17 protein-coding genes are annotated in these 24,164 nt (G+C 28.2%); 10 read left to right on the forward strand and 7 right to left on the reverse strand.

What is annotated here, in order from left to right; genetic code table 4:
• Window positions 1-5: 5 nt before the first annotated feature.
• The 7 genes from AC0B4T_RS01595 to nadE all read right to left on the reverse strand — a co-directional run bounded on the left by AC0B4T_RS01595 (window position 6) and on the right by nadE (window position 8,439).
• Window positions 6-1,490 (reverse strand): replicative DNA helicase, encoded by a 1,485-nt coding sequence (locus AC0B4T_RS01595; RefSeq protein WP_465102435.1) that lies wholly within the window; start codon window positions 1,488-1,490, stop codon window positions 6-8.
• The gene (gene rplI, locus AC0B4T_RS01600) at window positions 1,477-1,938 is read right to left on the reverse strand and encodes a 50S ribosomal protein L9 (protein ID WP_465102844.1); all 462 of its coding nucleotides are present in this window, start codon (window positions 1,936-1,938) and stop codon (window positions 1,477-1,479) included. The genes AC0B4T_RS01595 and rplI overlap by 14 nt, the downstream gene beginning before the upstream one ends.
• Entirely contained in the window at window positions 1,919-3,919 is a 2,001-nt protein-coding gene (locus tag AC0B4T_RS01605) for a GGDEF domain-containing protein (RefSeq protein WP_465102845.1), read from the reverse strand. Before AC0B4T_RS01605 ends, rplI begins: the two co-directional genes overlap by 20 nt.
• Window positions 3,920-4,059: 140 nt before the next feature.
• Complete coding sequence (locus AC0B4T_RS01610) at window positions 4,060-5,241, reverse strand: IS3 family transposase (protein ID WP_465102846.1); 1,182 nt, start codon at window positions 5,239-5,241, stop codon at window positions 4,060-4,062.
• A gap of 631 nt (window positions 5,242-5,872) precedes the next feature.
• Complete coding sequence (locus AC0B4T_RS01615) at window positions 5,873-6,904, reverse strand: ZIP family metal transporter (RefSeq protein WP_465102847.1); 1,032 nt, start codon at window positions 6,902-6,904, stop codon at window positions 5,873-5,875.
• On the reverse strand, window positions 6,904-7,638 hold the full coding sequence (locus AC0B4T_RS01620) for a YebC/PmpR family DNA-binding transcriptional regulator (protein WP_465102848.1): 735 nt from the start codon (window positions 7,636-7,638) through the stop codon (window positions 6,904-6,906). Before AC0B4T_RS01620 ends, AC0B4T_RS01615 begins: the two co-directional genes overlap by 1 nt.
• A 9-nt stretch (window positions 7,639-7,647) precedes the next feature.
• Window positions 7,648-8,439 (reverse strand): NAD(+) synthase, encoded by a 792-nt coding sequence (nadE, locus tag AC0B4T_RS01625; RefSeq protein WP_465102849.1) that lies wholly within the window; start codon window positions 8,437-8,439, stop codon window positions 7,648-7,650.
• Between the two features lie 284 nt (window positions 8,440-8,723).
• Here nadE and lon point away from each other — a divergent pair, with 284 nt between their 5' ends.
• The 10 genes from lon to mip all read left to right on the forward strand — a co-directional run bounded on the left by lon (window position 8,724) and on the right by mip (window position 24,134).
• On the forward strand, window positions 8,724-11,363 hold the full coding sequence (lon, locus tag AC0B4T_RS01630; RefSeq protein WP_465102850.1) for an endopeptidase La: 2,640 nt from the start codon (window positions 8,724-8,726) through the stop codon (window positions 11,361-11,363).
• Between the two features lies 1 nt (window position 11,364).
• Complete coding sequence (locus tag AC0B4T_RS01635) at window positions 11,365-12,834, forward strand: amino acid permease (RefSeq protein WP_465102851.1); 1,470 nt, start codon at window positions 11,365-11,367, stop codon at window positions 12,832-12,834.
• A gap of 218 nt (window positions 12,835-13,052) precedes the next feature.
• Window positions 13,053-14,570, forward strand: a complete 1,518-nt coding sequence (locus AC0B4T_RS01640) for an MSC_0624 family F1-like ATPase-associated membrane protein (RefSeq protein WP_465102852.1) — start codon at window positions 13,053-13,055, stop codon at window positions 14,568-14,570.
• A 3-nt stretch (window positions 14,571-14,573) separates the two neighbouring features.
• Entirely contained in the window at window positions 14,574-15,092 is a 519-nt protein-coding gene (locus AC0B4T_RS01645; protein WP_465102853.1) for an MSC_0623 family F1-like ATPase-associated protein, read from the forward strand.
• Complete coding sequence (locus tag AC0B4T_RS01650) at window positions 15,092-15,988, forward strand: MSC_0622 family F1-like ATPase gamma subunit (protein WP_465102854.1); 897 nt, start codon at window positions 15,092-15,094, stop codon at window positions 15,986-15,988. The genes AC0B4T_RS01645 and AC0B4T_RS01650 overlap by 1 nt, the downstream gene beginning before the upstream one ends.
• Window positions 15,988-16,446: an MSC_0621 family F1-like ATPase epsilon subunit gene (locus AC0B4T_RS01655; RefSeq protein ID WP_465102424.1), complete on the forward strand. Its 459-nt coding sequence runs from the start codon at window positions 15,988-15,990 to the stop codon at window positions 16,444-16,446. The genes AC0B4T_RS01650 and AC0B4T_RS01655 overlap by 1 nt, the downstream gene beginning before the upstream one ends.
• Entirely contained in the window at window positions 16,439-18,610 is a 2,172-nt protein-coding gene (locus tag AC0B4T_RS01660) for an MSC_0620 family F1-like ATPase-associated subunit (protein WP_465102855.1), read from the forward strand. The genes AC0B4T_RS01655 and AC0B4T_RS01660 overlap by 8 nt, the downstream gene beginning before the upstream one ends.
• An 8-nt stretch (window positions 18,611-18,618) precedes the next feature.
• Window positions 18,619-20,148, forward strand: coding sequence for an MSC_0619 family F1-like ATPase alpha subunit (locus AC0B4T_RS01665; protein ID WP_465102856.1), 1,530 nt, complete (start codon window positions 18,619-18,621; stop codon window positions 20,146-20,148).
• Window positions 20,148-21,539, forward strand: coding sequence for an MSC_0618 family F1-like ATPase beta subunit (locus AC0B4T_RS01670; protein WP_465102857.1), 1,392 nt, complete (start codon window positions 20,148-20,150; stop codon window positions 21,537-21,539). Before AC0B4T_RS01665 ends, AC0B4T_RS01670 begins: the two co-directional genes overlap by 1 nt.
• Window positions 21,540-21,548: 9 nt before the next feature.
• Window positions 21,549-24,134, forward strand: coding sequence for an Ig-specific serine endopeptidase MIP (gene mip, locus AC0B4T_RS01675; protein WP_465102858.1), 2,586 nt, complete (start codon window positions 21,549-21,551; stop codon window positions 24,132-24,134).
• The last annotated feature ends 30 nt before the right edge of the window (window positions 24,135-24,164 follow it).

A 24,164-nucleotide genomic window follows, 5' to 3' on the forward strand; every position in this document is an offset into this window, starting at 1 on the left:
TTCTCCTAATATTTTCGTTCGTAGAAGGTTACTTTGGCACCTTCATAAAGTAATTCACCTTCTCCAATTGGTCCACTACGGTTTTTAGCAATGGATAAATCAGTTAGAATATGTGAATTAAAACTATTGAATTGGTCTTGATTGTTATCTGGTTTTAATTTTGTTTGATTTCGACTTAAAAAGATTACAATATCAGCATCTTGCTCTATGGCTCCTGATTCTCTTAGATCACTTAATTGGGGCTTTTTATTTTCGCGACTTTCAACAGTTCTTGATAATTGTGATAAAGCTAAAATTGGAATTTTTAAATCAATTGCTAAAACTTTTAAAGCTCTTGAAATTTGTGCTACTTCATTTTGACGATTACCACTAAATTCACTGCCTGAGATTAATTGTAAGTAATCAACAATCAATAAACTCAATCCATTTTTATTTGTGGTTTGTATCTCTTTGTGCAATTGCTTGATTTTTCAAACTAAATCTGAAATTTTGCTTGAAGTATTATCATCAAAATGTAAATTAGTAATATTTTTATTCCTTGAAATAACTGATCTTAAAATGACTAAATCGTTTTGTTCTAATAATTTGGGTTTTTGTAATTTACCAAGGTTAATTGAAGCTAAAGATGAATAAAACCTGGTGGTTAGTTCAGTATAAGGCATCTCTAATGAAATAAAAGCACAACTGTATGGCCTAATAATTTGTCCTTGTGCATCAACTTGCTCTTCTTGGGTAATATTTTTAGCTATATTTAATGCAAGGGCGGTTTTACCTACCCCGGGTCTTGCTGCTAAAATAATTAATTGTCCTGGCTTAAAACCTTGAATTAAATTATCAATTAAATCATAACCAGTTTTTAACCCTTCGTTAGTATCATTCACTAGTCCTTGTGATATTAATTCTTCAAATTCTTGGGTTGCTTCATTAAAAGGAATAAAAGAACTATTCTGTAAAGATGAAGAATAGTTTTCTTCTAAGAAGGTGGTAAAATCTTGAACTGAATCTTGAAAGTTTAAATTTTTTTTAGTGTTTAAGGCTTTAAGCGAGGCTTGGTAAAAAGTTTCTAAATTACGCATTTTGAGCAATTCAATTAATTGCTCAATTTTATCTAAAAAATTATCAGCATTAGCAAATAATGAATTAATTTCATTAATTAAAGCACTAGTTACTTTTGGGTATTTGTGTTTTAAGTCTTCAGCTTCAACAAATTCCTGAATTTCGTAATAATCGTTAAAAACCCCAACTCCATGGATGTTTTTATTACGTTTTTCATTAATAAATTCGAAAAGTTGTCTATTATCATCATGATAAAAGTGTTCACCAGTTAAATATTGGCAAGCCGTCTGTTGTCTATTTGCATCATCCATCATTAAGTTTAAAACACTTTTTTCGGTTAAATCATCATTGAATAAGGTTTGTTGGTTATTTAAAAATTCAAAACTTTCAAAATTATGGTATTTTCAAATATGTTTTTTTCTATTTTTTTTCATTAGTAATGTTTAAGAATATGCGTAAGATTGCTTCAATTTCTTTATAGATATAAACTTTAATTTCATGATTTCCATGTGAAACTAGGTGGATTTTTTGTAATGCATGTTTAGGCAATTTAAAGCCTAGCTCTTTAAGTTTTTTATCAATATCTTTAGTAGAAATTGAACCATGCACATTTAAATTCCCATTTTTGTCAATCGTTGCTGATAATTGGAATTTTAATGTTAAATCTTCTATTTTAGATTTTAATTCGTGCGCTTGAGAACGTTTTTCGTGTTCGTCAGCAACTAAATTATCTAAAACTTTATTTAATTTAGCTAAATTGGCTTCATTGTAAGCGACTGCAAAACCTTTTTTTATTAAAAAATTGGTTCCGTATCCAGCTGATACTTCAATTATGGTATTTGCTTTACCATCTTTACAATCTTTAGTTAATATTACTTTCATTTTTAATTAATCTCCCTGCGGTTGTTATAGCATGTTTGACATTATCAACAAATGTTTCTAAATCTTCTTGACTAGTTGCGGCTGCTGCATTAAAGTGGCCTCCTCCTCCAACAGCCTCGCAGATAATTTGAACATTTGTATTAATGCCTCTTGCACTTAGTTTATAGATATTTTTTTTATTTTCTAACTTAGCAATAACAAAGGAAGCAATTCTTCCTTTGATACGTAAGATTTCATTTGCTGCTATTGAAATTTCATCATTCGAGGCTTCAATATTAGAATATGCTAAGAAATGCCCTTTTTTAATTTCGTAAATATTTTCAATCAATGATTGAATTTTATCATTAGTGCTGTGGTCTATTTTTAATACTTCAACACTTTGAGATGAACTAGCATTTTGACTTTGCAATCATGATGCAGCTGCAAAGGTACTTGAAGTTACTGATTTTGAAAATTGGCTTGTATCAAGCATAATTCCATTGAGTAACATTTGAGCTGCTAATTTAGATAAAACAAACTTATTTTCTAAAAAGGTAAGAATTTCTGTCACGATTTGGCAAGTACTTGAAGAACTTGTTTCAACATAACAATTAGTTTTTAGTGCAAAATCAGTTTGTTTTAATAAACGATGGTGGTCGAGTATAAAAATATTTTCACGTTTCACATTTATAATTGCCTTTGGATTATCAGTTCGCTCAGGATCAGCCACATCAACAAAGATAATTAGTGAATTAATATTGGTATTTTTTAAAGCAAAACTAGAATTATAAACAATGTTATTTTTGGGAATTTTATAATCTTTAATCATTTGAGTAGTAGTTGAATCAAAAGCGTCTGAAATAATATAAGGTTTCTTTTTAAAATGTTTAACTAGTTCATAAACAGCATAAGCGGCACCCCAAGCATCTAAATCTGCTAATTGGTGACCATAAATAAAAACTTGATCAATACTTTCATCTAAAAGTTTTTGTTCTAATTGCTCTGCCAGATACCTAATACGTGTTTTTGAATTATCTTTTAAAACTTCAGTATTTGAACCTAAGAAAAAAGTTGGTACAAAGTTTGTTTGAATAGCTATTTGATCTCCACCACGGGACTGAGCTTGAGTTAAAGCGTTTTTGGCTTTTTCGATTTTTGTTTTTAGTGATATTCATCCATAAGAAAATCCTCCGCTAATAGTTAGTTTTTTAACTAATTTATCACTAAGAACATTTTTTATATTAAAAAATAAATTAAAGTTTTCGTTAATTAATTTATGAATACTTTCTTCAGTTGTAAAAATCAAGAATTTACCATTTGTATATTGACGATAAATAAAGTTATACTTTTGACTATATTCATTTAGCACAGTTACTAAAATACTATTAATTTTAAATAATTGTTCGTCAGATAAAATTGACTGATATAGCAAATAGTTATCAATTTCAATTTCACCAATAACTGGCATTTGTTCTTGTGCTTGAATTTTATAAATATTTTCACTCGTTACATCACGAAAAATTAATAAATGCTCTGTTGGAAAAATTTGCAATTGGAAATATTGATCCTTAAAATTAATTAATAAGTATTTATCAAAAGGTAATTTATTATTTACTAAATTTGGATCAAGAGTTTTAATCATATTGGCTAAATTCACTCCAATAAAATCTTGACCAAATGTTGTTTTAATATAGTTTGTAGTTCAAATTATTTCATGGTTAGTATTATAAATGCACATCCCAAAATTATTTTGGTCTAAAATATCATGTAAAATTTTATTAAATGAAGTATCAATTATTTTCTTGTTTTTGGCAAAATTTCTTGCTCCCCAATAAACAATCAAAATTGTTATTGTTAATAACGAAATAATTGCAACCGAAATAATAGCAGAAACAATTGCCTTATTATAGTCATTTAGTGATGTTAAAATTATTATAATACTTAGCAATAGTGAAAGTATCCCAGGAATCAGTCAAATTAATGATTTTTTACTAAATTTCATTTTTACTTCCTTTACTTTATATATAAATACTTAATAATTTATATTATAACATTTTTAAACTTTTATGGCTTTCTTTTGTGTAAAAAAAAGATCTTAATGTCCAATTAAACATGGACAGCAAAATTTAACATTTTAGTTATTTATAATTCCATAGCAAATTGCTGTGGAGTTTTTCAGTTTAAGTTTGATTGAATTCGGTCATTATTGTACCAAATTACATATTCTTGTATCATATCATTAAGTTCATTAAATGTTATTTTTGAATAATCTAAATCATTTAATAATTCAGTTTTAATGATTCCAAACCAATATTCAATTTCTCGATTATCAAGAGAATTTCCGACTCTTGATAACGAAATAATACCACCAAGATTTTTAACTTCTTTAATATATTGATGATGTGTATATTGAAATCCATGATCTGAGTGAATGATAAAATTTTTGAATTTGTATTGCTTTAATGAATTTAAATTGTCTAAAACTAGTTCTAGATTATTACTTTTTGATAATTTAAAACCAATAATTTGTTTAGTTTTATGAGACAAAATTGCAGACAAATAAACGTGTGATTCTAACACATCTTTTGGCGCTTTTATATATGAAACATCAGTTGCATAAATATTTCGATTGTTTTGATCGTTATAATCACGATTTACGAAGTTATCAATTTGTGAAGATACATTTTTAATTTCTTTTCGTTTTGATTTTTGTCTAAGCTTACATTTTAGGCCTAAAAGGTTCATATATCTCCCTAATGAACGTTCGTTTATATCTATTTTGTATTTTTGAGATATGTAAACACTTAGTTTTAACCTTCCATATCTTGACTTTGTTTCTGCGAACGATTTTTCGATTACATCACTATATTTAGGGAGTTTTTGTGCAATTTTAATATTTTGAGTTTTAGAAATTGTTTGTCTAGAAATGCCAAAAACTTCTGCAAGCTTAACATAACTTATACTAAAACTTTTAGATTCAATAACTTTCTTACTTTTTGGTAATTCGTTGGTAATTTCATAATATCTTTTAGCTATTTGTAACAAATCATCACGATCAAAAATATCTCAATTTGGTTCTCTTTTCGTCTTAGGTTTGCCGCTTCCTTTTTTGCGGCTTTCACCTTTCTTTGTCTGCAATAAGTCTTCCATACCTAAATTATAATACTTAATTATTTTATTAATTCTAACTTTTACACTATTTCTTTGTAAGTTTTTTGTTTCTGGTGATATTTGGTAAATAGCTTGGAAAGCACCTGGGAAACCTGATTTTTGATATTCTTCATATATTTTTGCAAATTCTTCTTTCTTTAAATGTCTTGACATAATTTATCCTTTCAAAAAAAATTCTTCGTTGGTACCAACGAATGGTAACAGAAAAGCTAACATTTACATGTTAACTTTTCTGTCCGGCTTTACTCCTTTATTTTTTGAAAAATTATTAATACAACTATTTTATTACAAGGCAGACAAAAACAATGTCACATGCAAAAAAACTTGCATGTGACATTTCCATTTAATAAATAAAAAAGAAAATAATAAAAATAGAAAACACGTGCACGTGTTTTCTGGGAGTTTTGCTTACTTTTTCAAAAGTAAGGCCCCCTTGATTTCAATCAAGGGCGGGGCGGGGGGGGTTTAAAAATCTTTTTGTTTCATTTTGAAATTTTATAGTTAATTTAATAATATACATAATTATATCTTAATTTTTTAGACAGTAAAAACATCAAAAAATATATAAATTTTCCAATTTAGTTGCCAAAGAAGAAAAAAATTTTTTTCTTTGTTTTTTCGTTATCTTTTTTTGCAACAAAGGAATCCATAATATAAATCAAAAAATAAAAAAATGATTAACCCCAACAGAATGGGCAAAAAATTAAAAAAAGTAGTGCAAAAAAGTAGTTATTCTACACTTTTATGGCTTTATTTTGTGTAAAAAAAAGATCTTAATGATCTTTTATTTGTGTTCGTGAAAAGAAAGGATTAAGGTAGCAATAATCACTCCTAAAAATAAAATTGCCAATGTAATTAATCATTTATGTTTACTAAAATGTTGGTGGTAAAATTCGGGAAAAAATTCCACTAATGATGTGAAAATAAATATTCCACCAACTCCTGCATATAACATTGCTTTACCAGAGTAATCAATTGAGCCACCTGCAAACATGCCTATTACCATAAAAGGCAAAAATAAAAACAAACCTAAGAATGATAATAATAGTGCTTTAATAGGCGTATAGCCAGATTCTTTTAACCTTATATAAAAAACAATTTCTTCAGGTATTAAATGAATAATTAATGAAAAAAAGTAAGCAAATGTAATTGAATAGTTAACTTCACCAATTTCATTTGGGGTAAATAAACTGAGGTTGTAACCTAATAACAAACCTTCGGGGATTCGGTGAGTTAAAAGTAATAATAAAGCGATTATTTTTAGTTTTGCTTCTGTTTTTTTAAATATTGTCGAATTGGCAATGTCTATTTTATCTTGAGAATTAAAAATATAATCTTCATGAATGTGCTGATGATGTTCATGATCATCACTATGATCATGAACAAAAACACTAAGCGATTTATGTGTCAAAAGTTTTTTGTTAAATTGATATGATAAAACAAATTTAATAAAAAAAGCAAATGCAAGTCCAATTATTAAACCGACAACCACAAACAAAATATTATATCCATATAATGCGCTTTTACTATAGTCACGTCCAAATGTTTTAGATACAAATAAATATGAATTTTCAAGCGCTTCACGTAAAAACCCAAAGGTTGCTAGGACAATAAAAAAACCTGTCGAAAAAGCATATACATAAATACTAAATGATTTTTTGGATAAATATTTATTTAAAAAAGGTAAGAATAATGAAATTAAAATTGGTATTAGAAGCATTGCTGCTAAAAATATTAAAATTAAAAGAAGTTTTGCAATTATTTCATTATTTAAGTTATTTGATAAAGAGTTATATAAAGTTTCGATTCAACGCATTATAAGTTATGTTTAATTTCAATATTATGATACACTTCTTGAACATCGTCATCATCTTTAAGTTTATCAACAAATTCAAGCAATTTTTTCTCTTTTTCTGAATCGTATTCAACATACATATTTGGAATATATGTTACTTCACATTGGGTGAAGTTTTCAACACTTAAAGCTGCTTCAACGGCATTTTTTAAATTACTGAAGTTTTCGGGTGAGCAAGTTAAGATAAATGAAGCATCAGTCTCTTGTACATCTTGTGCATTATTTTCTAAGGCAACAAAAGTTACTTCATCATTTGAATAATCTTGTTTTTCAAATTCAATAACACCTCTTTTATCAAAAGCAAATGGCAATTGCCCAGTTTTTCCTAAAGTTGCATTTTGTTTGTTGAAATATGCCTGAATATTTGATTTAACACGATTTACATTATCACTTAAAGTAACAACGATAAAAGTTGCTCCACCACTTACTGTAGCATTGAATAATAATTCAGTGTACGTTTCTGAATTTTTAGAACCTTTAGCCTTCGCAATAGCCCTTTCAATATTATCTTTTGGCATATTTTTTGCTTTAGCTTTAGTAATTGCTAATTTTAAAGCTGGGTTCATATCTGGATCTGGACCTAGAGATGCTGCTACAAAAATTTCTTTTGAAAGTTTTTGGAATATTTTTCCTCTTGCTGCATCTTGTGCACCCTTACGGTGCGCAATATTTGCTGAATGTGAATGTCCTGCCATAATTTTCTCCTATTTTATGTTTCTAACGGTATATATTTTATCACGTTTATGTTGTGTTATTTTATGTTTATATTCTATTTTATCGATAGTTTCTCTATCTAAAAATTCTACTAATTTTTCTCTATTATTATAATGATTTAAATAAAAATCTAAATGATTATAACTAAAACCTAGTTCAAGTTCATCACTTTGACCTTCTCATAGTCCGGCACTTGGTGTTTTGTTGATAATTTGGTTTGGAACATTTAACAAACTTGCCAAAAATCTAACTTCTCCTTTGGTAAGTTTTGAAATTGGTAATAAATCGGCTCCGCCGTCGCCAAATTTGGTAAAGTAACCTATAAAAACTTCATCAGCATTATCAGTTCCTAAAACTAAATAATTATGCTCTTGGGCTAGGGCATATAATGTACTCATTCTTAGCCTTGGTTTGATGTTAGCAATCGCTAAATCATTTTTTAAATTTAGTTGGTTTGATAAAGATTCAAAAGTTTTGCTTAAGTCAACTCTTTGAAAAGTATCGTTAAAGTTTTTTTCTAATAATTTAATATGATCTAAATCACTTTGAATCATATTATTAATTGGCATAACAACACCAAGGGTGGATTTAGGCATAATTGATTTCGCAATTGCATAAACTAATGAAGAATCAACTCCGCCACTAATTCCAACTACAAATCCCTTTGCATTTGCCTTTAGCATTCGAGACTTTAAGAAGCTTTGAATTTTCTTTAAGTACTTTAATGCAATTTCGCGGTCATAACTTACTTGAAAATTATTATATTTACTAATTTTACTCATTTTACTCCTTTTTTGGAAATTTTAATATATAAAATTAAATATAAAGTATACTTTTTACGGTTTTTGTAATTTTTAGATTTTATATTTAATTATTTATTAATTAGATCTTTAATATTTTAATGTATAATAATGAAATATAAAAATTTTTATTTAAAATTATTTGAAAAGTTGTTTTTAATAAAAAATAACTTTTAACATTATAATAGTATATTGATTTTTTGGAACTTAATTAAATTTTAATTTCCGAAAAAAATATTTATTAAAATCAGAATTATGGGAGAAATATGAAAGAAAATAAATTAACATTAAGTGCCTTAATCTTAGATAAAAAGAAAGCTTGTGTACCTGGTGCAATTATAGAGCAAGAATTTTTTAATAATGCTGATCACCTTGCTTTTAAAAGATTTAAAAAAGGTGATAGTTTTGTTGTCGTCTATCATGATGAAAAAAATACCATTGATTCGCGTGCTATTTTAGCAACATTTTTACGTATTGCTGAAGTAAACACCCCAAATGGCAAATGACATAAAATAATTTTTAAATCAAGAAGTTATTTTGATGTAGATGATATTGGTTTAATTGTATACGACGAAAGCGATCAAAAGGCTCCATATAAGTTTTATCCACAAATCCAATATGAAGAAATTGCACAAAAATATGATCTAGGTCAAATTTCATTTGGTGTAATTGGTGAACGTGATGATTTAGACTTATTTACTGATCTAAATGCATCTCAAAACGAAAATGATTTAATGAGATATTATGACATTTTTAGATCATTACAAAACCCTATTGAAAGAGATGCTGATAATAGCAAAACTTTTGAAGAAATTTTCTTTATTAATCAACCTCTTTCTGATCAATATGCTTCAATTAACTACCTTGAAGAATTAGTTGGTAAATATACTGAATATAACTTTAAAAAACATGGTTTTGAAAGTACTAAAGAATTTTTATTAAGTGCTATTTCATATTTAAATAATGATTATTTTGATCGTGGAACAATGTATCATGAATTTTCAATATCAGAATTACAAGAAATTTTACGCCGTATTAGTGAATTTTTAGGGTTATCTGCCGGAATTTCAAAACAAGTTCAAGAAAATATGAATAAAAAAGTATCTAATCAACATAAGGAATTCATAATTCGTGAAAAGGTTAAAATTTTACAAGAAGAGCTAGCAAATATTAATGTTCCAATTGTGGAAGATGAATATGCAAATGACTTACGCGATAAAACTAAAGCACAAATTTATCCTGATTCAGTTAAAAAATTAATTACAGAAGAAAATAAGCGTTCAAGCGAAATGATGCCAGCTTCCCCAGAAGCTTCAATTTCAAAAACTTTTGTTTCCACATTAAAAAAATTACCTTGAAGAAAAACACAAAAAGAATTTTTAGATATTAAACATGCCCGCGCAGTTTTAGAAAAATATCACTATGGATTAGATAAAGTTAAAGAAAGAATTGTTGAATATATTGCAGTTATTATTAACCAAAAAAATAATGAGAGAAAATCTGCTAAAAAACTCAAACTCGATAATCAACTAGAAGTAGATTTAAACTTATTTAAAGAAGATAATAAAAAAGTTCAAGAATTCAATAATGTTCCGATTATTTGTTTAGTTGGTCCTCCTGGTACTGGAAAAACTTCTCTTTCTAAAGCAATTGCTGAATCATTGCAACGTAAATTTGTAAAAATTTCTTTAGGAGGAGTCCATGACGAGAGTGAAATTAGGGGTCATCGTCGCACATATGTTGGTGCGATGCCTGGAAAAATTATTAAAGGTATTTTAAAAGCAGAAGTTTCAAACCCTGTTATTTTACTTGATGAAATTGATAAGATGGCATCAACTAATAAAGGAGACCCAGCTAGTGCAATGCTGGAAGTTTTAGATCCAGAACAAAACTCTAAATTCCAAGATCATTATCTTGAACATGAATATGATTTATCTAAAGCAATCTTTATAGCAACGGCAAACTATTATGAAAGTATTCCGCACGCCTTAATTGACCGTGTTGAAATTATTGAACTTTCATCTTACACTTTAACGGAAAAAATTCATATTGCTCGAAAACATTTACTTTCTAAAGCGATGCAACAAGTTGCTTTACCTGAAGATTACTTGCAACTAAGTGATGAAACACTTAAATATATTATTCAACATTATACTTCTGAAGCAGGTGTACGGGGATTAAAACGTATTTTAGATAAAATCGCACGTAAATTAACAGTTAAATTGTTAGAAACTAAACAAAAAGATTGACCAAAACATCATGCTGTTGAAATTGAAGACTTAGAAGACTTATTAGGAGTAGCTCTTTACAAGAAAAATAAAGAAATTGAAGAAGAAAAACCAGGAACCGTTAATGGTCTTGCCTATACTTCAACTGGTGGTTCATCATTGCAGATCGAAGTTAATATTTTCCCTGGAAAAGAAGAGATAAAAATCACTGGATCATTAAAAGAAGTTATGAAGGAATCTGCTCAAATTTCTGTCTCATATGTTCGTTCTAATGTTGAAAAATTTGGTATTAGTGGATTTGATTTTGACAAACATACAATTCACATTCACGTTCCTGAAGGCGCCGTTCCTAAAGATGGGCCTAGTGCAGGTGTAACATTTACAACTGCCTTAATTTCTGCATTGAAAAAATTCCCAGTTCCACCAATTTATGGAATGACTGGTGAAATCACCCTACGTGGTAAAGTTTTAGATATTGGTGGATTAAAAGAAAAATCTTTTGCAGCAAACCAAAAAAATATTCAAAAAGTATTTATTCCATATGGTAATATTAATAATTTAAGGGATATACCAGCTGAAATAAAAAATACATTAACATACATTCCTGTTAAAAATTACGAAGAAATATACAACGTAATTTTCAACAAGAAAAAACCATTAAAAGTAATTAAAGAATAGTATGGGCAAGCACTTTACTGCCAAATCATTTACACTTTTTACAATCAACTTCATCGTTGGTTTAGGTTTTATAACCACAATAACCAGTGTTTTAAATCTTGGTTATTGGGGTTATCTTGTTATTGTATTATCTTTATTGACTGTTTTGGGAACATCCTTAGTATTTTCCCGTTTATCCAACGTATATAGCGATCATTACGGAGGATCATATGCCTTTGCCAGAAATATAGATGATGATATAACAAATCACACTTACTCAATGAAGAAAAATTCAAAATTATCAATGCATCAAAGATTTAATCGCTCTTTTAAACGTAATTTTATTTTCTTTATTGGCTGAAACCAATTTATTCAATCACCAATTTTATCTTCAATTTCGCCCTTGCTTTTGTCAAGAATTATTGAAGATATTCTTAGCCCAAATACACCTAACCTAATTATAATTATTTGAATTATTAGACCCTTAGCAGTATTATTATTTGGGATTTTAATTATTATTTCTACTTTTGGTTTAAAACTTAGTAAAAAAGTAATTTTAGCAAGTTCAATTTTAAAATGGTTAGCCCTTGGACTTGGACTAATTTTACTAATTACCCAAATTACAAATCTAGGTTACCATGAAAGTTTTGTGCGTTCTAAAAATATCAGCACCAAACTTATTTTTTCTAGTACTCTACTATTTATCTTTGCTTTTGCAGGAATTGAAGACATGGCTGCTATGACCAAAGATGTGCATTTTAAAAATTTTAGAGTAATTTTACTTAGCGCAATCGGGTTAGTTTTTGTTTTTTACATGATTGCTTATTCTGTAATGCTAGGACTACGCGAAGCATTTATTGATAAAAAGTTTCATGAATACTATAATTTATCTTTAGGAATTTTTGGTTTAATCATCTTTGTGGTTGGTTTTATATCTGGAGATATTGGTTATAAAATAACTCAAACTGTTTCAAGTGCACGAAAATTAGTGCCACTGGCTCAAGATAATTTAATCGTTGAATCTTTAGCATTAAAGAACAAAAATAACGAATACAAAAAAGCAATTATTTTTGTTGCCTTTTATACACTTGTATCAATGGTTGTTTTATGTTTAATTGTATTACTAGCCCCCAAAGAAAAACAAGGCGATTATTTTGATGCTGTAATTAACATGAGTTCAATTGCTTTATTACTTGAAGATATCATGACCTTTATTGTCGCCTTTATCTTGGAAAAGAAGAAAAAAATTACAAGAATACCTCTTTGAGAGAAAATGGCATATGTTGCTGGAATTATATGAGCATCATTTTTGTTAATTACATTTTTTGTACCAGGTATTTTTGGTGCTAGTTTAACTAGTGAAGTGATCTTTACTATTTTTGGATACCTTGCATTCTTAATTTCGGGCTCTTTAATTCGCTATTATTCATATTATAAATACAAACAAAAACTTAAACACATGAAACAAAAAGCAATTTTATATCATCACTAAAATCCTAGTTTAAGCTAGGGTTTTTTAGTGATTTTAAAGGTGGATTTAGGACTTTTATAACGACTTAGTTCCTAAAAAAAAAAAAAAAAACAGCTAAAAATATTTTTTAAGGCTGTATTCAAGGCATGAAAATATATTATGTTTGTAGGTTTATGCATACAGAATTTAACAATATAAAGTATAATTAAATATGTAATAATATATAGGAGGTAAATTCAATGACAAATGAATTATTTGAGAAGAAAAGAATTTATGTTAATTATAATTCTAAAATTAGTTCTAAATCGAAGAACCAATGAATTTTTATTTATAAAATTATCTTAATTCTTTTCTTTTTTGCTGGAGCTTTGTCGCTATTTTTAACACTTGACAAATCATTATTCCCAGCAACTTTAATTAAAGTTAACAGCACTAGTGCAAACTTGCAAGATTTTATTTCATTTGAAACGATTACAAAGCAAGAAAACAATGCCGTTGTCTTAATAAGGTTTAGTATTTTAATGTTTGTATTTTTATTTAGTATTTTCAAAAATTACTCAAATATTAATACGCAAAAAGAAAAATTAAAACATTATTCAATATTCTATGTTTTATACTTTTTGTTATCACTTGTTTCATTAATTTTATTTTACACATTTATTTTAACCAAAAATGATAATGGTGCGGAAGTAAAATTTAGAGCATATCAATACTTAGAATTAATTTATATTTTAATTCCCTTATTATTCATTAACGTTGCTTTTGAAATATATAACTTTTTAATTAAAAGAAAGTCAGACCCTGTTTTATATAAGTCTACTTGACCTTTAATTATTCAGGTTATTTCCCAAGTTATATTAACTACTTTTGTGTTATTTAATGTGTTGCTTTGAGTTTCATATTCAAAAGCAAATGGGGCAAGATTATTCAGAAACACAACAGGAAATGAACAAAAATATTGAAACTTTGTTGATCAATTATTTAATATTAAAAGTTTTGGTAATTTAGCTATTATTGCTGTTTCATTTATTTTCGTAATATTCTTAATCATCGGATCAAACGTAATTAAATTACAAAAATTATCAGAAAAGAATATTTACAAACATCAAGATAAAGATTCTTTCTTAATTGCACTTGTATTTGCTTTATTAGTGACAGTGTGATTAGCAACACTTTTACTGCAAGATCCTGCTAAATTTGCGATTTTAGGTGCCGAAGCCACTTATAATTTTAACAATGGGATTATTATCCTATTAGCAATTCTAGCAACTGGATTATATTTCTTAGTTTCATACTTAAAATACACTAAGACAAAAAACCCATCAAATTTAATTATTAGATTTTCAATAGCGCAATTATTAATTTGATTACCATTTATGGTATCTGTAATTCAATTTGAAAATTCTAATTTTATGATTATTAATTTATTAGTAATTAGTCTTTTATCAATTTCCACATTTACTCACTACATACTAGTAAATAAATTTATTAACAAGTTAACATTTATCATGTTAGTAATGATCTTTTCATTCAAAATTATTTTATTATTAATCTTAGGTTTAAACCACCAATTATTAATTAATAACAATTATGTTTTGGTTTCAGTGCCAACCCCAATTTCAGTAATTAAAATTATCGTTATTGTATATGCAGCTTCAATATTTACATTATTTGTAGTACAAGCATTACAGTTAGAAACTCTTGTAACCTTAAGAATATTTAAAGAAAAAAGATTTAGTTTAAAGAAGGGAAACTAGCATATGAGAAAAACAACATTATTTAAAAAAACACCAAAAATCAATGAAGAAGGTCTTTTTGATTTATACAAACAATATAAAACTGTTTATGAACAAAACGCTTCTAAGATTTTATCTTTTGAGACCATAATTAGCAAACCATTATTGTTAAATAATTTAGGTTTTAAATCGCCTGAATTTAAAACAATTAAACATAGATTAGAAAAAGCTGTTAGAGAGCGCCACAATATTCAATTTAAGGATTTCACAATTATGTTTAACTTAAATTTAAAATATTCAAAAGTTACAATGGTTCCACTAATTGCTAGTGGTGAAATCCTTTCAGATAATCATGTGATTAATTTTGTGACTGATGAGGAAGATTATGCTATTAATAATCTTTTAACAGCATTTAATACAGAAATTAGCGAATTAATCTCAAGAGGTTTTTATTTAGAGCTTATTCCTAACACACTTATTTTTCAAGGTCCTGATTCATTAAAACTATTTTTTAACCAAGAAGTAACTTCAAAAGTTGAATAATGCACATAAAGGAACTAGTCCAAAAGAAACAGAACCTAGAAAATATAAAATTAAAAGTAAATAATGATAAAAATATTTTGTTAATTAACATCCTTAATTTAACAAAAAAATTATCATTTTACTTAGATAGTGCTTTGCTTAACTCTAATTTATTAAAGTTTTTAAAATCTAAGTATACTATCTCAAATAACTTTATAACTGATTCCAAACCTACAACTCATAAATTTCTTTTTCATAAAACAAGAGAGCTCTATGTTTATATTACTGAAGAACAAAAATATGGTACTGAATCATATACAAGATATGAAAATGAAATTTTAGCAAGAGCTAAAAAATCCGAAATTGATTTGATTACTATTGGAGAACGTGCCAAATCATTTGCGCAGCTACATAAATTTAATCAATTATTACATTTTGAAAATACATTATTTAAGAACTTAACAACTTTATTAACTAAAACAATTAAAATACTATTTATCGAAAATAACTATACAAAAGTAAACTTCGTACTTAACTCAAACAAAAACTTTAAAGACGTATTTACAGTCTTGCCACTTGAAGCATTCGACGTAGCAAAATTATTACATACCGAATCTGGAGTAGATCAAAACTCACAATTCTTATCATTTGCGGAAATTTATCCAAATATTGAAAATTTTATTGAGTCACAAATTTCAATTTTCTTAGAAAATGCTATTAATTCGCTTATTACTGAATCATCATTTTATGCAGCTAAAAACAATTTAGTTACAATTGATAAAAAACTTAAACAACTTGATGATGAATTATTGTTATTAACTAAACGTATTAACCGCGTAAAACAAGAAAAGCAAATTGAAGAAATAACTTTCTTAACCAAGAAAAAACGTACTATTTTTGAGGAAGGTGGCAAATAATGGCATTTAAACAAATTTCGATAACTTTCTTAAACAATAAAAAGAAAGATAACATTTATGATTATGATGTTTTTATTAATAGTAATGATGAAGATACATGAGTTAAACTAGGTGATAATTCAATTGGTTCTTACCCAAGACTTTTATTAAAATTTGTTAATAATACATTGCAAAACACGTTTTTTATGTTCTTAGAGAATGTGAGTTTTCTTACGCATGATAATATGATGAATATTAAAACGTTTTCAAAACCTAACTTTTACAAAAAAACAAAGCAAAAAATTGCTTTAAATAATGATTTGGTTACTAAAAAACAACGAGTATCAGATTTAGTTTCAAACCAATTTATTGGTTGATCAATCGAAGAAGTACTCGAATTAGAATTTTTAGAATACGAAATCTTTAAACTATCAATGAGTAAGTTATTGAATTTAGAGGAGGTTAATAACCATGAATAAAAAATTCAAAAAACTGTTTAACTTATTAGCCCTTTCGCCAACTTTACTTGCACCTTTAGCTTTAGTTTCACAAACTCCAGGTGAAGGTCAAAATCCTAACCCAGGAACTGGGGGAGAGCAACAAAATCCTGGAGGCACACAAGCTCCACAAACCCCACCAAAAAATGCTGAAGACTTCGACTCATTTAAAGAAATTGCTGAAAATGCAACTAAAGAAATGGTTACTAACGCGGTTAACAACTTTATTTCATGAGTTGACGACCAAAAACAAAGAATTAATACTCAAGAAACAGATTTTCAAAAGAAATTAAGTAAAATTACTTACTTAAACATTCTTTCAAACTTTTTCAAAAAGAATAAGGATGAAATTATTGCAAATCCTTCGGCTAAGGATTTAAATATTATCTTCCCATTAGTGGCTGGAACCCAGCGTAACGTTGATATCTCAAACATTAAATATAACAATGAAGATTTTAATGGGGTTTGAGTTGGATCAACTAACCCAACTGATTATAAAACTCCATTAGGTGAAGGAACAACTTTTCAAGTACCTGATGGTGGTAAAGATCAAGTTAACTCATGAGATAAGAAAAAATTAGAAGAATCTCTTGGGAAATATGGAAAAAGTTTATTAGAAGAATTTAATAAATTAATTTATAAAGAAGAAGATGCCCTAGAAATTGATAAAGATTATTTTTTATCACTTAACGAAGATCCAAAAGATAATAGATATGATATTAAACCACCACAAGGTTATAATTCATGAGATGAATATATTGTTTCTAAATTTAAACCTAGAATTTCTAAGTTTGACTTAGAAAAAAATATTGAATTAACAAAAGAAGAGCAAGAACAACATCAACAGCAACAACCACCTGATCCAGATAATCCTGATAATCCAGATCAAGATAAACCAACAGATCCAGTTAAAACTCAAGAGATCTCACAAGGGATTCCACCTTTATCTCCTGAACTTAAATGGCATCAGATGGATGATAGTGACATAGCTGAAAAATTTGCTTCTAATAACGAAATTTTCTTCTTTAAAAACCCTGTTAACACTAGATATAAATATACTGTACAAAGTGTTAAAAAAGAAGGTGATAAATATATTGCTGAAGTAAAACTTAGTGATACAGTTGAAGTTGATAAGAATAGAACTTATACTGCAGAAGTAAAAGTTCATAATAATAAAAAAACTGCGGCTTTAACCGAATTAACTTACCAAACAATTTCAAAATTATTTACAGACTTATATAAGTCATTAGGAATTGATGAAAAAATAAACTATACAAATCTTGAAAGTAATCAACTATCTGATGCTTTATTTCAAATTGTTAATAGTGGTGTGCAATTAATTAACACTGCATCATTTATTAAAAATTATGAAGCTGTACAAAATGCATATGCAAATGATATTTCCTTAAATGAAGTTTCTAAAACAGTTTTAAATAGCTCTGGTTTTGAAGATAACTTAACTGAGTTAACCTTAGCTTCAATGAAAACTTCGCAAATTAATAACTTACCTTACTATTATTGGTTAGTTAATGCTTTAAACCGTAAAAAAGAGTTATTAAAAAATCGGATTACTCGTAACGATAAATTAGAAGGTCAACTAAAAGAAAAAGGAATTGACATTAAACATATCAACACCTTTTATTCTAACTTAGAAACCAAAATTTATAAACTTAGAAAATCAACTGATCTTTCAACATTTAATGTTACAAAATGGTATGAAAGATTCATTCAAAATATTAAAATAGTTTCTGAAGAATTATTGCTATTACAAAAAGTAATTGGTGAAACTCAAACATCGCAAAGCCAATCTACTCAACCAAATATTCCAGCTGGTGCTAATGCCCAAGAAAACATTCAATCTCAAGAACCAGTGTCTAACTCTGCTGAAGGTGAGCAACAAGCTGCATATAAAGAGATTATTAAACGTAATAACCAAGAAGTTAAGACTAATGGTAGCATAATTATGGGATTTGGAATTTCGCTTTGAGTTATGGGACTTATAGCAAGCATCGCAAACATTTTTGTGCTTATAAAAGCATTTACAACAGACCGTTGAAAACAATATAGAAAATTATCAATTTTATTAGCAACATCATTTGTTGTTGCAATTATTGTAGGTATTGTCTTACATATTTTAGGATTATAGGAGGAAAAATGAATAAAAATCCAACAATTACATCTATATTTGATTATATAGTAGAAGTTACTGGGGAATTCCCATATAAACAAAGACAGTTTTATCATTTATTAGATAATACTGAAGTTAAATTAATGTTAATAAATGCGACAGCAAACAAAGCCTTTTTATTAGCTAATACAAAAGAAGCTCAACTTAAAATTGGTGCTGAAATTGTGTTAGAAAATGATGATGCTAGAGTTGATACACCAAGTGATTTATTTGGAAATGTTATTGACATTTTTGGAAACAAAGTACTTCCAACACCTGAGAAAAACTATTTATATACACAACCAACAGGAGCTAAAGTTTTTGAACTCGCCCACGACTTAATGTCAGTTAAAACACTTAAAGATCAGTTATTCACTGGTATTGTATCAGTTGACTTACTTATACCAATTGGTAAAGGACAACGTGAATTAATTATTGGTGATCGTCAAACTGGTAAAACACATATTGCTATTAACACAATTATTAACCAAGCTAAGGAAGGTGTTAAATCAATTTATGTCGCAGTTGGCCAAAAACGTGAAGCAATTTCAAGAATTTACCGTACTTTAAGTGAATATGGAGCAATGCAAAATACAATTATTATCGATGCGTCTTCAACAAGTGCTTTTGAACAATACCTTGCACCATACATAGGAATGGCACATGCTGAAAACTTATCATACGAACATGATGTTTTGGTTGTCTTTGATGATTTAACAAAACATGCAAACATTATTCGTGAAATTGCACTTTTAACTGACCGTCCAGTTGGTAAAGAAGCTATGCCAGGAGATACCTTTTTCTCACACTCACAACTTTTAGAGCGTTCAGGAAGTTTTGAAAATAGAAAAACTATTACTGCCTTGCCAATTTTACAAACTATTGATGGAGATATTACCTCATTAGTATCATCTAACATCATTTCAATTACTGATGGTCAAATTGTAACTAGTGCCGATTTATTTTCACAAGGAATCTTGCCAGCTATTAACATTGATCTATCTGTTTCGCGTACTGGATCAAGCGTGCAAAGCCGTAGCGTTACTAAAGTAGCTGCCGAAGTTGGTAAAGCATATAGAAAATACAAACGTCACTTAAAACTTTCAATGTTAGATTACGAATTTAACAAAGAGACTACTGAACTATTAAACAAAGGTAAGTTAATTGAAAAATTATTTAATCAAAAAGGCTTTGCAATTTATTCTAAAAAAACAGTATTGCTTACTTCTAAATTAATCTCATGGGGATTATTTAACGGCATAAAAGACCAGGAAAGGGCCTTGCAATTTATTGATTTATTAATTCAAACTAATGATCAAGCACAAAATGCATATAATAAGATTATTAATGATACTGAAGTTTATGATGATGCCTTAGTAAGAACTTTCTTTGCATCAGCTTTAAAACAATATGCTAAATATAATGGTTATAATTGAGATATAACCATTGACCATGAATTTGTTGACTTTGAAGAAAGTTACCTTGAAGAATTAGCAATGAAATTAGGAGATAAATAATGAACGGAAAAATTTTAAGTTTATGGTCAGACGTTCTTGAAATAGAATTTTCTAAAGATAACTTACCAAAAGTAAACCATTTATTAACTTTACATAATGGTGCAACTTATTTATTAGTAAAAAGAGTGCTTAATGATACTACTGTTAGAGCTATTGTAATTTATAGTTCACAAGAAATTTCAATTAGCGATGTTGTTACAAACCTTGGACATAGCTTTATGGTTCCAGTTGGTAAAGACTCGCTTAATAACATTTACTCATTTAGAGGTGAAGCATTATTACCACAAGAATACCTTCCACTTAAAGTTGAAATGAATTCAACTATCAATAACACTCGTTTCCTTACTCGTGAATTTGAATTTATTGAAACTGGTATTAAAGCAATTGACTTCTTTATTCCAATTGTCAAAGGATACAAAATCGGTATTTTTGGTGGAGCCGGTGTTGGTAAAACAGTTTTAATGAAGGAAATGATTTTCAACATTAACCGTCAATCACCTAATACATCAAACATTTTCATTGGTTCAGGTGAGCGTTCAAGGGAAGCAATTGAATTATACAATGAGCTTAAATCTTCAAACCTAATGGACAAATCAGTTATGTATATTTCTAAGATGAATGAATCACCTGGTGCTCGTATGTCAATTGTGCCAATTGGAATAACAGCTGCCGAATACTTAAGAGATCAACATAACCAAGATGTGCTTTTATTCGTTGATAATATTTACCGTTTCTTACAAGCTGAAAATGAAACAAGTGCTACCTTAGGAAAACGTCCATCAGTTGGTGGATATCAATCTACTTTAGAAAGTGATGTTGCGGCAGTTGAAGATCGTTTATTTAAAAACGAAAATGGATCAATTACCTCATTCCAAACAATGTTTTTACCAATGGATGACTTGTCAGATCCATCAGCAGTTGCCGTATTTAACCACTTAGATGGAAACTTAGTTTTATCTCGTGCTCAATCTGCTAAAAATATTTTCCCTGCTTTTGATCCGTTAGCTAGTCAATCCAACTCAGTTACTGCTGAATTATTAGGCAAAAAACACTTTGATGCAATTATTGAGGCTAAGAGAATTTTAAAAGCTTACAAGGATTTAGAAGACGTTATTTTAATTTTAGGTTTTGATGAACTGGATGATGAAAGTAAAAACACAGTTAAAAAAGCTTTACAACTTGAAAACTTTTTTACTCAAAACTTCTTCATGACTGAACACTTTACTAAATCACCGGGGGTTTTTGTGCCACTTAACGAAACAGTTGACTCTGTTATCAGAATTCTTGAAGGAAAATACTTGAAACAAAGTCCTGAAATTTTCCAATATGTTGGATCAAACTTAACTATTCCTACTGATGAAGAACTTGAATCATCAATGCAATATAGTTAATTTTAAATAATGAGAAAAAGAAAAATATTACAGGGACTTATTAGTGTTTCATCACTTATAAGTCCTTTGTTCTTTCTTAGTTCATGCAATCCAACACAAAAAGAGTCAGAAAAACCAAACCCAGAACCTGATCCTGTTCCACTGCCGCCAGCTGTAAATGATCCAGATAATAATAATGATAGTCAACCAAAAAATCCTGGTAATAATACTACCCAAAAATCGCCAGAAGTTACTAGCACTAAAAGTTTAAACCATTTTAATTTAGTGCAACTTGATCCTTATTCACGTCAAGTGGATTTTTGATTCCATGCCCAAAACCAAAAAGATTTAAAACGTGGTAAATTCCATATTTTACTTAATGATACTGTTAAAGTTGACTTAGTTAATGGATCAGTTTCATATGGAGTATATGCCGGAAGTTTTGAAGTGCCTAACTCACTCAGTTCTTTAACTAAAGCTCAGTTATTTTATGAAGATACTACTGTTAAATATCATTCTGAGCAAATAGCGCAGCCCATAGAATTTAAAACTGACAAACTAGGTTATGTTGACTTTGAAATTACAAAACATTCTAATGATTCAAAGAAACTTGAAGATATTTATCCAACTGATTTAAAACTAGCGGATTTGGAAATTAATGTTAAAGGTCAAAATGCCAATTTATATAATTACAATGTTACAAAATTTGATTATTTTGTAGACCAAAAAGGCCAAAATATTTCTGATTGACTAGGAGCTTTAAATTTAATTATTACTTTTACAAATAAAACAAATCCAAGCGAGGTATTTACAAGATCTAAACTTATTACTGGACTTAAATTTAACCCAATTGATGGTAAAAAAAATAATGCATATGATAAAAACGATCCTCAAAACCATGAGCATTTAAACCATGATTATGTTTTATATAAACATTTAAACCATCAACAACGTTATGAAATGGATAATGTGTTATATTTAAATAGTTTGATGGCACATTTACAATTTAAAGGAATTTCGCCCCTTGATTACCGCTTAGATTTAAATATTGCTTCTAACAAAGAAGCAATAAATAATTTTGATAAAAAAGCTAAAGAATTAGGTTTAGATACATATCAATCTTCTTATATTAAGGGTTTTACATTACCAAAATATGACACTAATGGAGAATTTTTAGGTCTGGCAATGCAAGAAGGTGGAGAAATTGAAAAAGGACCTGAACGTGCGGATTCAATTGGGCGTTTCCAATGGAGATATAGTGGCCTTGCACGAACTTTAGTTAATGAACATTATAAAACGGCAGCAATGCAGACTTATAGCGTACAATTTACTAATCCAGTGGAAGGATCAACTCAATCTTCTGCTGGAACAATGTGGATTTTAGATTATCAAATTTCTGAGGATGGGAAATATCCAACTAAATGATATTTTGGAACTAACTTACACGTTGCAGATAATTTTACGAGACAAACTCGGAATGTAAGTATTGCTAAATTAAAAAATAATATTAATTTAGATAAACAATTTTCCGCAGTAAGCACTGATATAGATTTTGAACAATTTACTTTTAGAAATGGTGTTGCTCAATCTATGGTAAAAAAAGTTTTTGAAGGAAAAAACTTTTTATCTTCAAAACCTGCTGATTTTTTAACTCCAGAACAAAAAGCAAAATACGAAAATTTAGAAGAATTTGTGGATTTTGCAGTGCTAGAATTTGATTTTAGCCACGTTAATTCAGATAATGTTTGAGCCTATGATTATTCGACAAATGCTAGCTCAAATTTAGATTATGAATATGATCAAATCAAGAATAAACCTGATGAATTTGCAAAACTAATTACTAATGATTATGCAAACACCAAAGATAAACATATTAAATTTTTACAAAAATCATACTTACAAGACTATTCTCAAATTGACCGCGAACTAATTTCAACTAATGAAACTAAAAAACAGTACCAAGGGAACGAACTATATTCAGTTGGGTACCCATTATCATTTGAAGATTATTTCTTTTTAAATGAAGATGGATCAGGTGCAAATCAAAGTGAAAATTACCGTACCAGAATGGATACATATTCGCTTTGAACAAATTCAAACCCTGAGTTTTATTGGCATAAAGATGAATATGAGCAAAGTTATAAAGATTTAGGTAATTATTTATCTAGTTCACTTGGTTATCGTACTTTTACTAATAAACCAGGACTTACTGATGCTTTTTTAACTGCAACTCATACTGGTAAAGACTTTTATGTTTCAGGAAATGATAAATTAATTGGGTATGGGTTAAATTATTTACCTAAGCAATATGTTCCATATGGTGGAGCTAGTGGGACATCATTTAGAAATCAAAATAATGAGCTTGTTGGTGTTTTCCATTCTGGAAACTCTGCTGCTCGTACTGGTTTATTAGCGGCCTTTAGATCAGAAGGATTTAATTACCAAGGATTATTCGGAGAATATAATTTACCACAATACGATTTAATATATGGAGGAGGCAATCTTCAAATTAACTCATATCGCCAAGCTATGGGTCAAATATACCCTGATTCTAAAACTAATTTATTCCCTACAGGTTTTAATAATATTCCTGAAGAATTTAAATTTAATAAATAAAATATAATTTTCTTATATAATATATACATA

This window comes from Mycoplasma sp. 10961, from assembly GCF_055523525.1.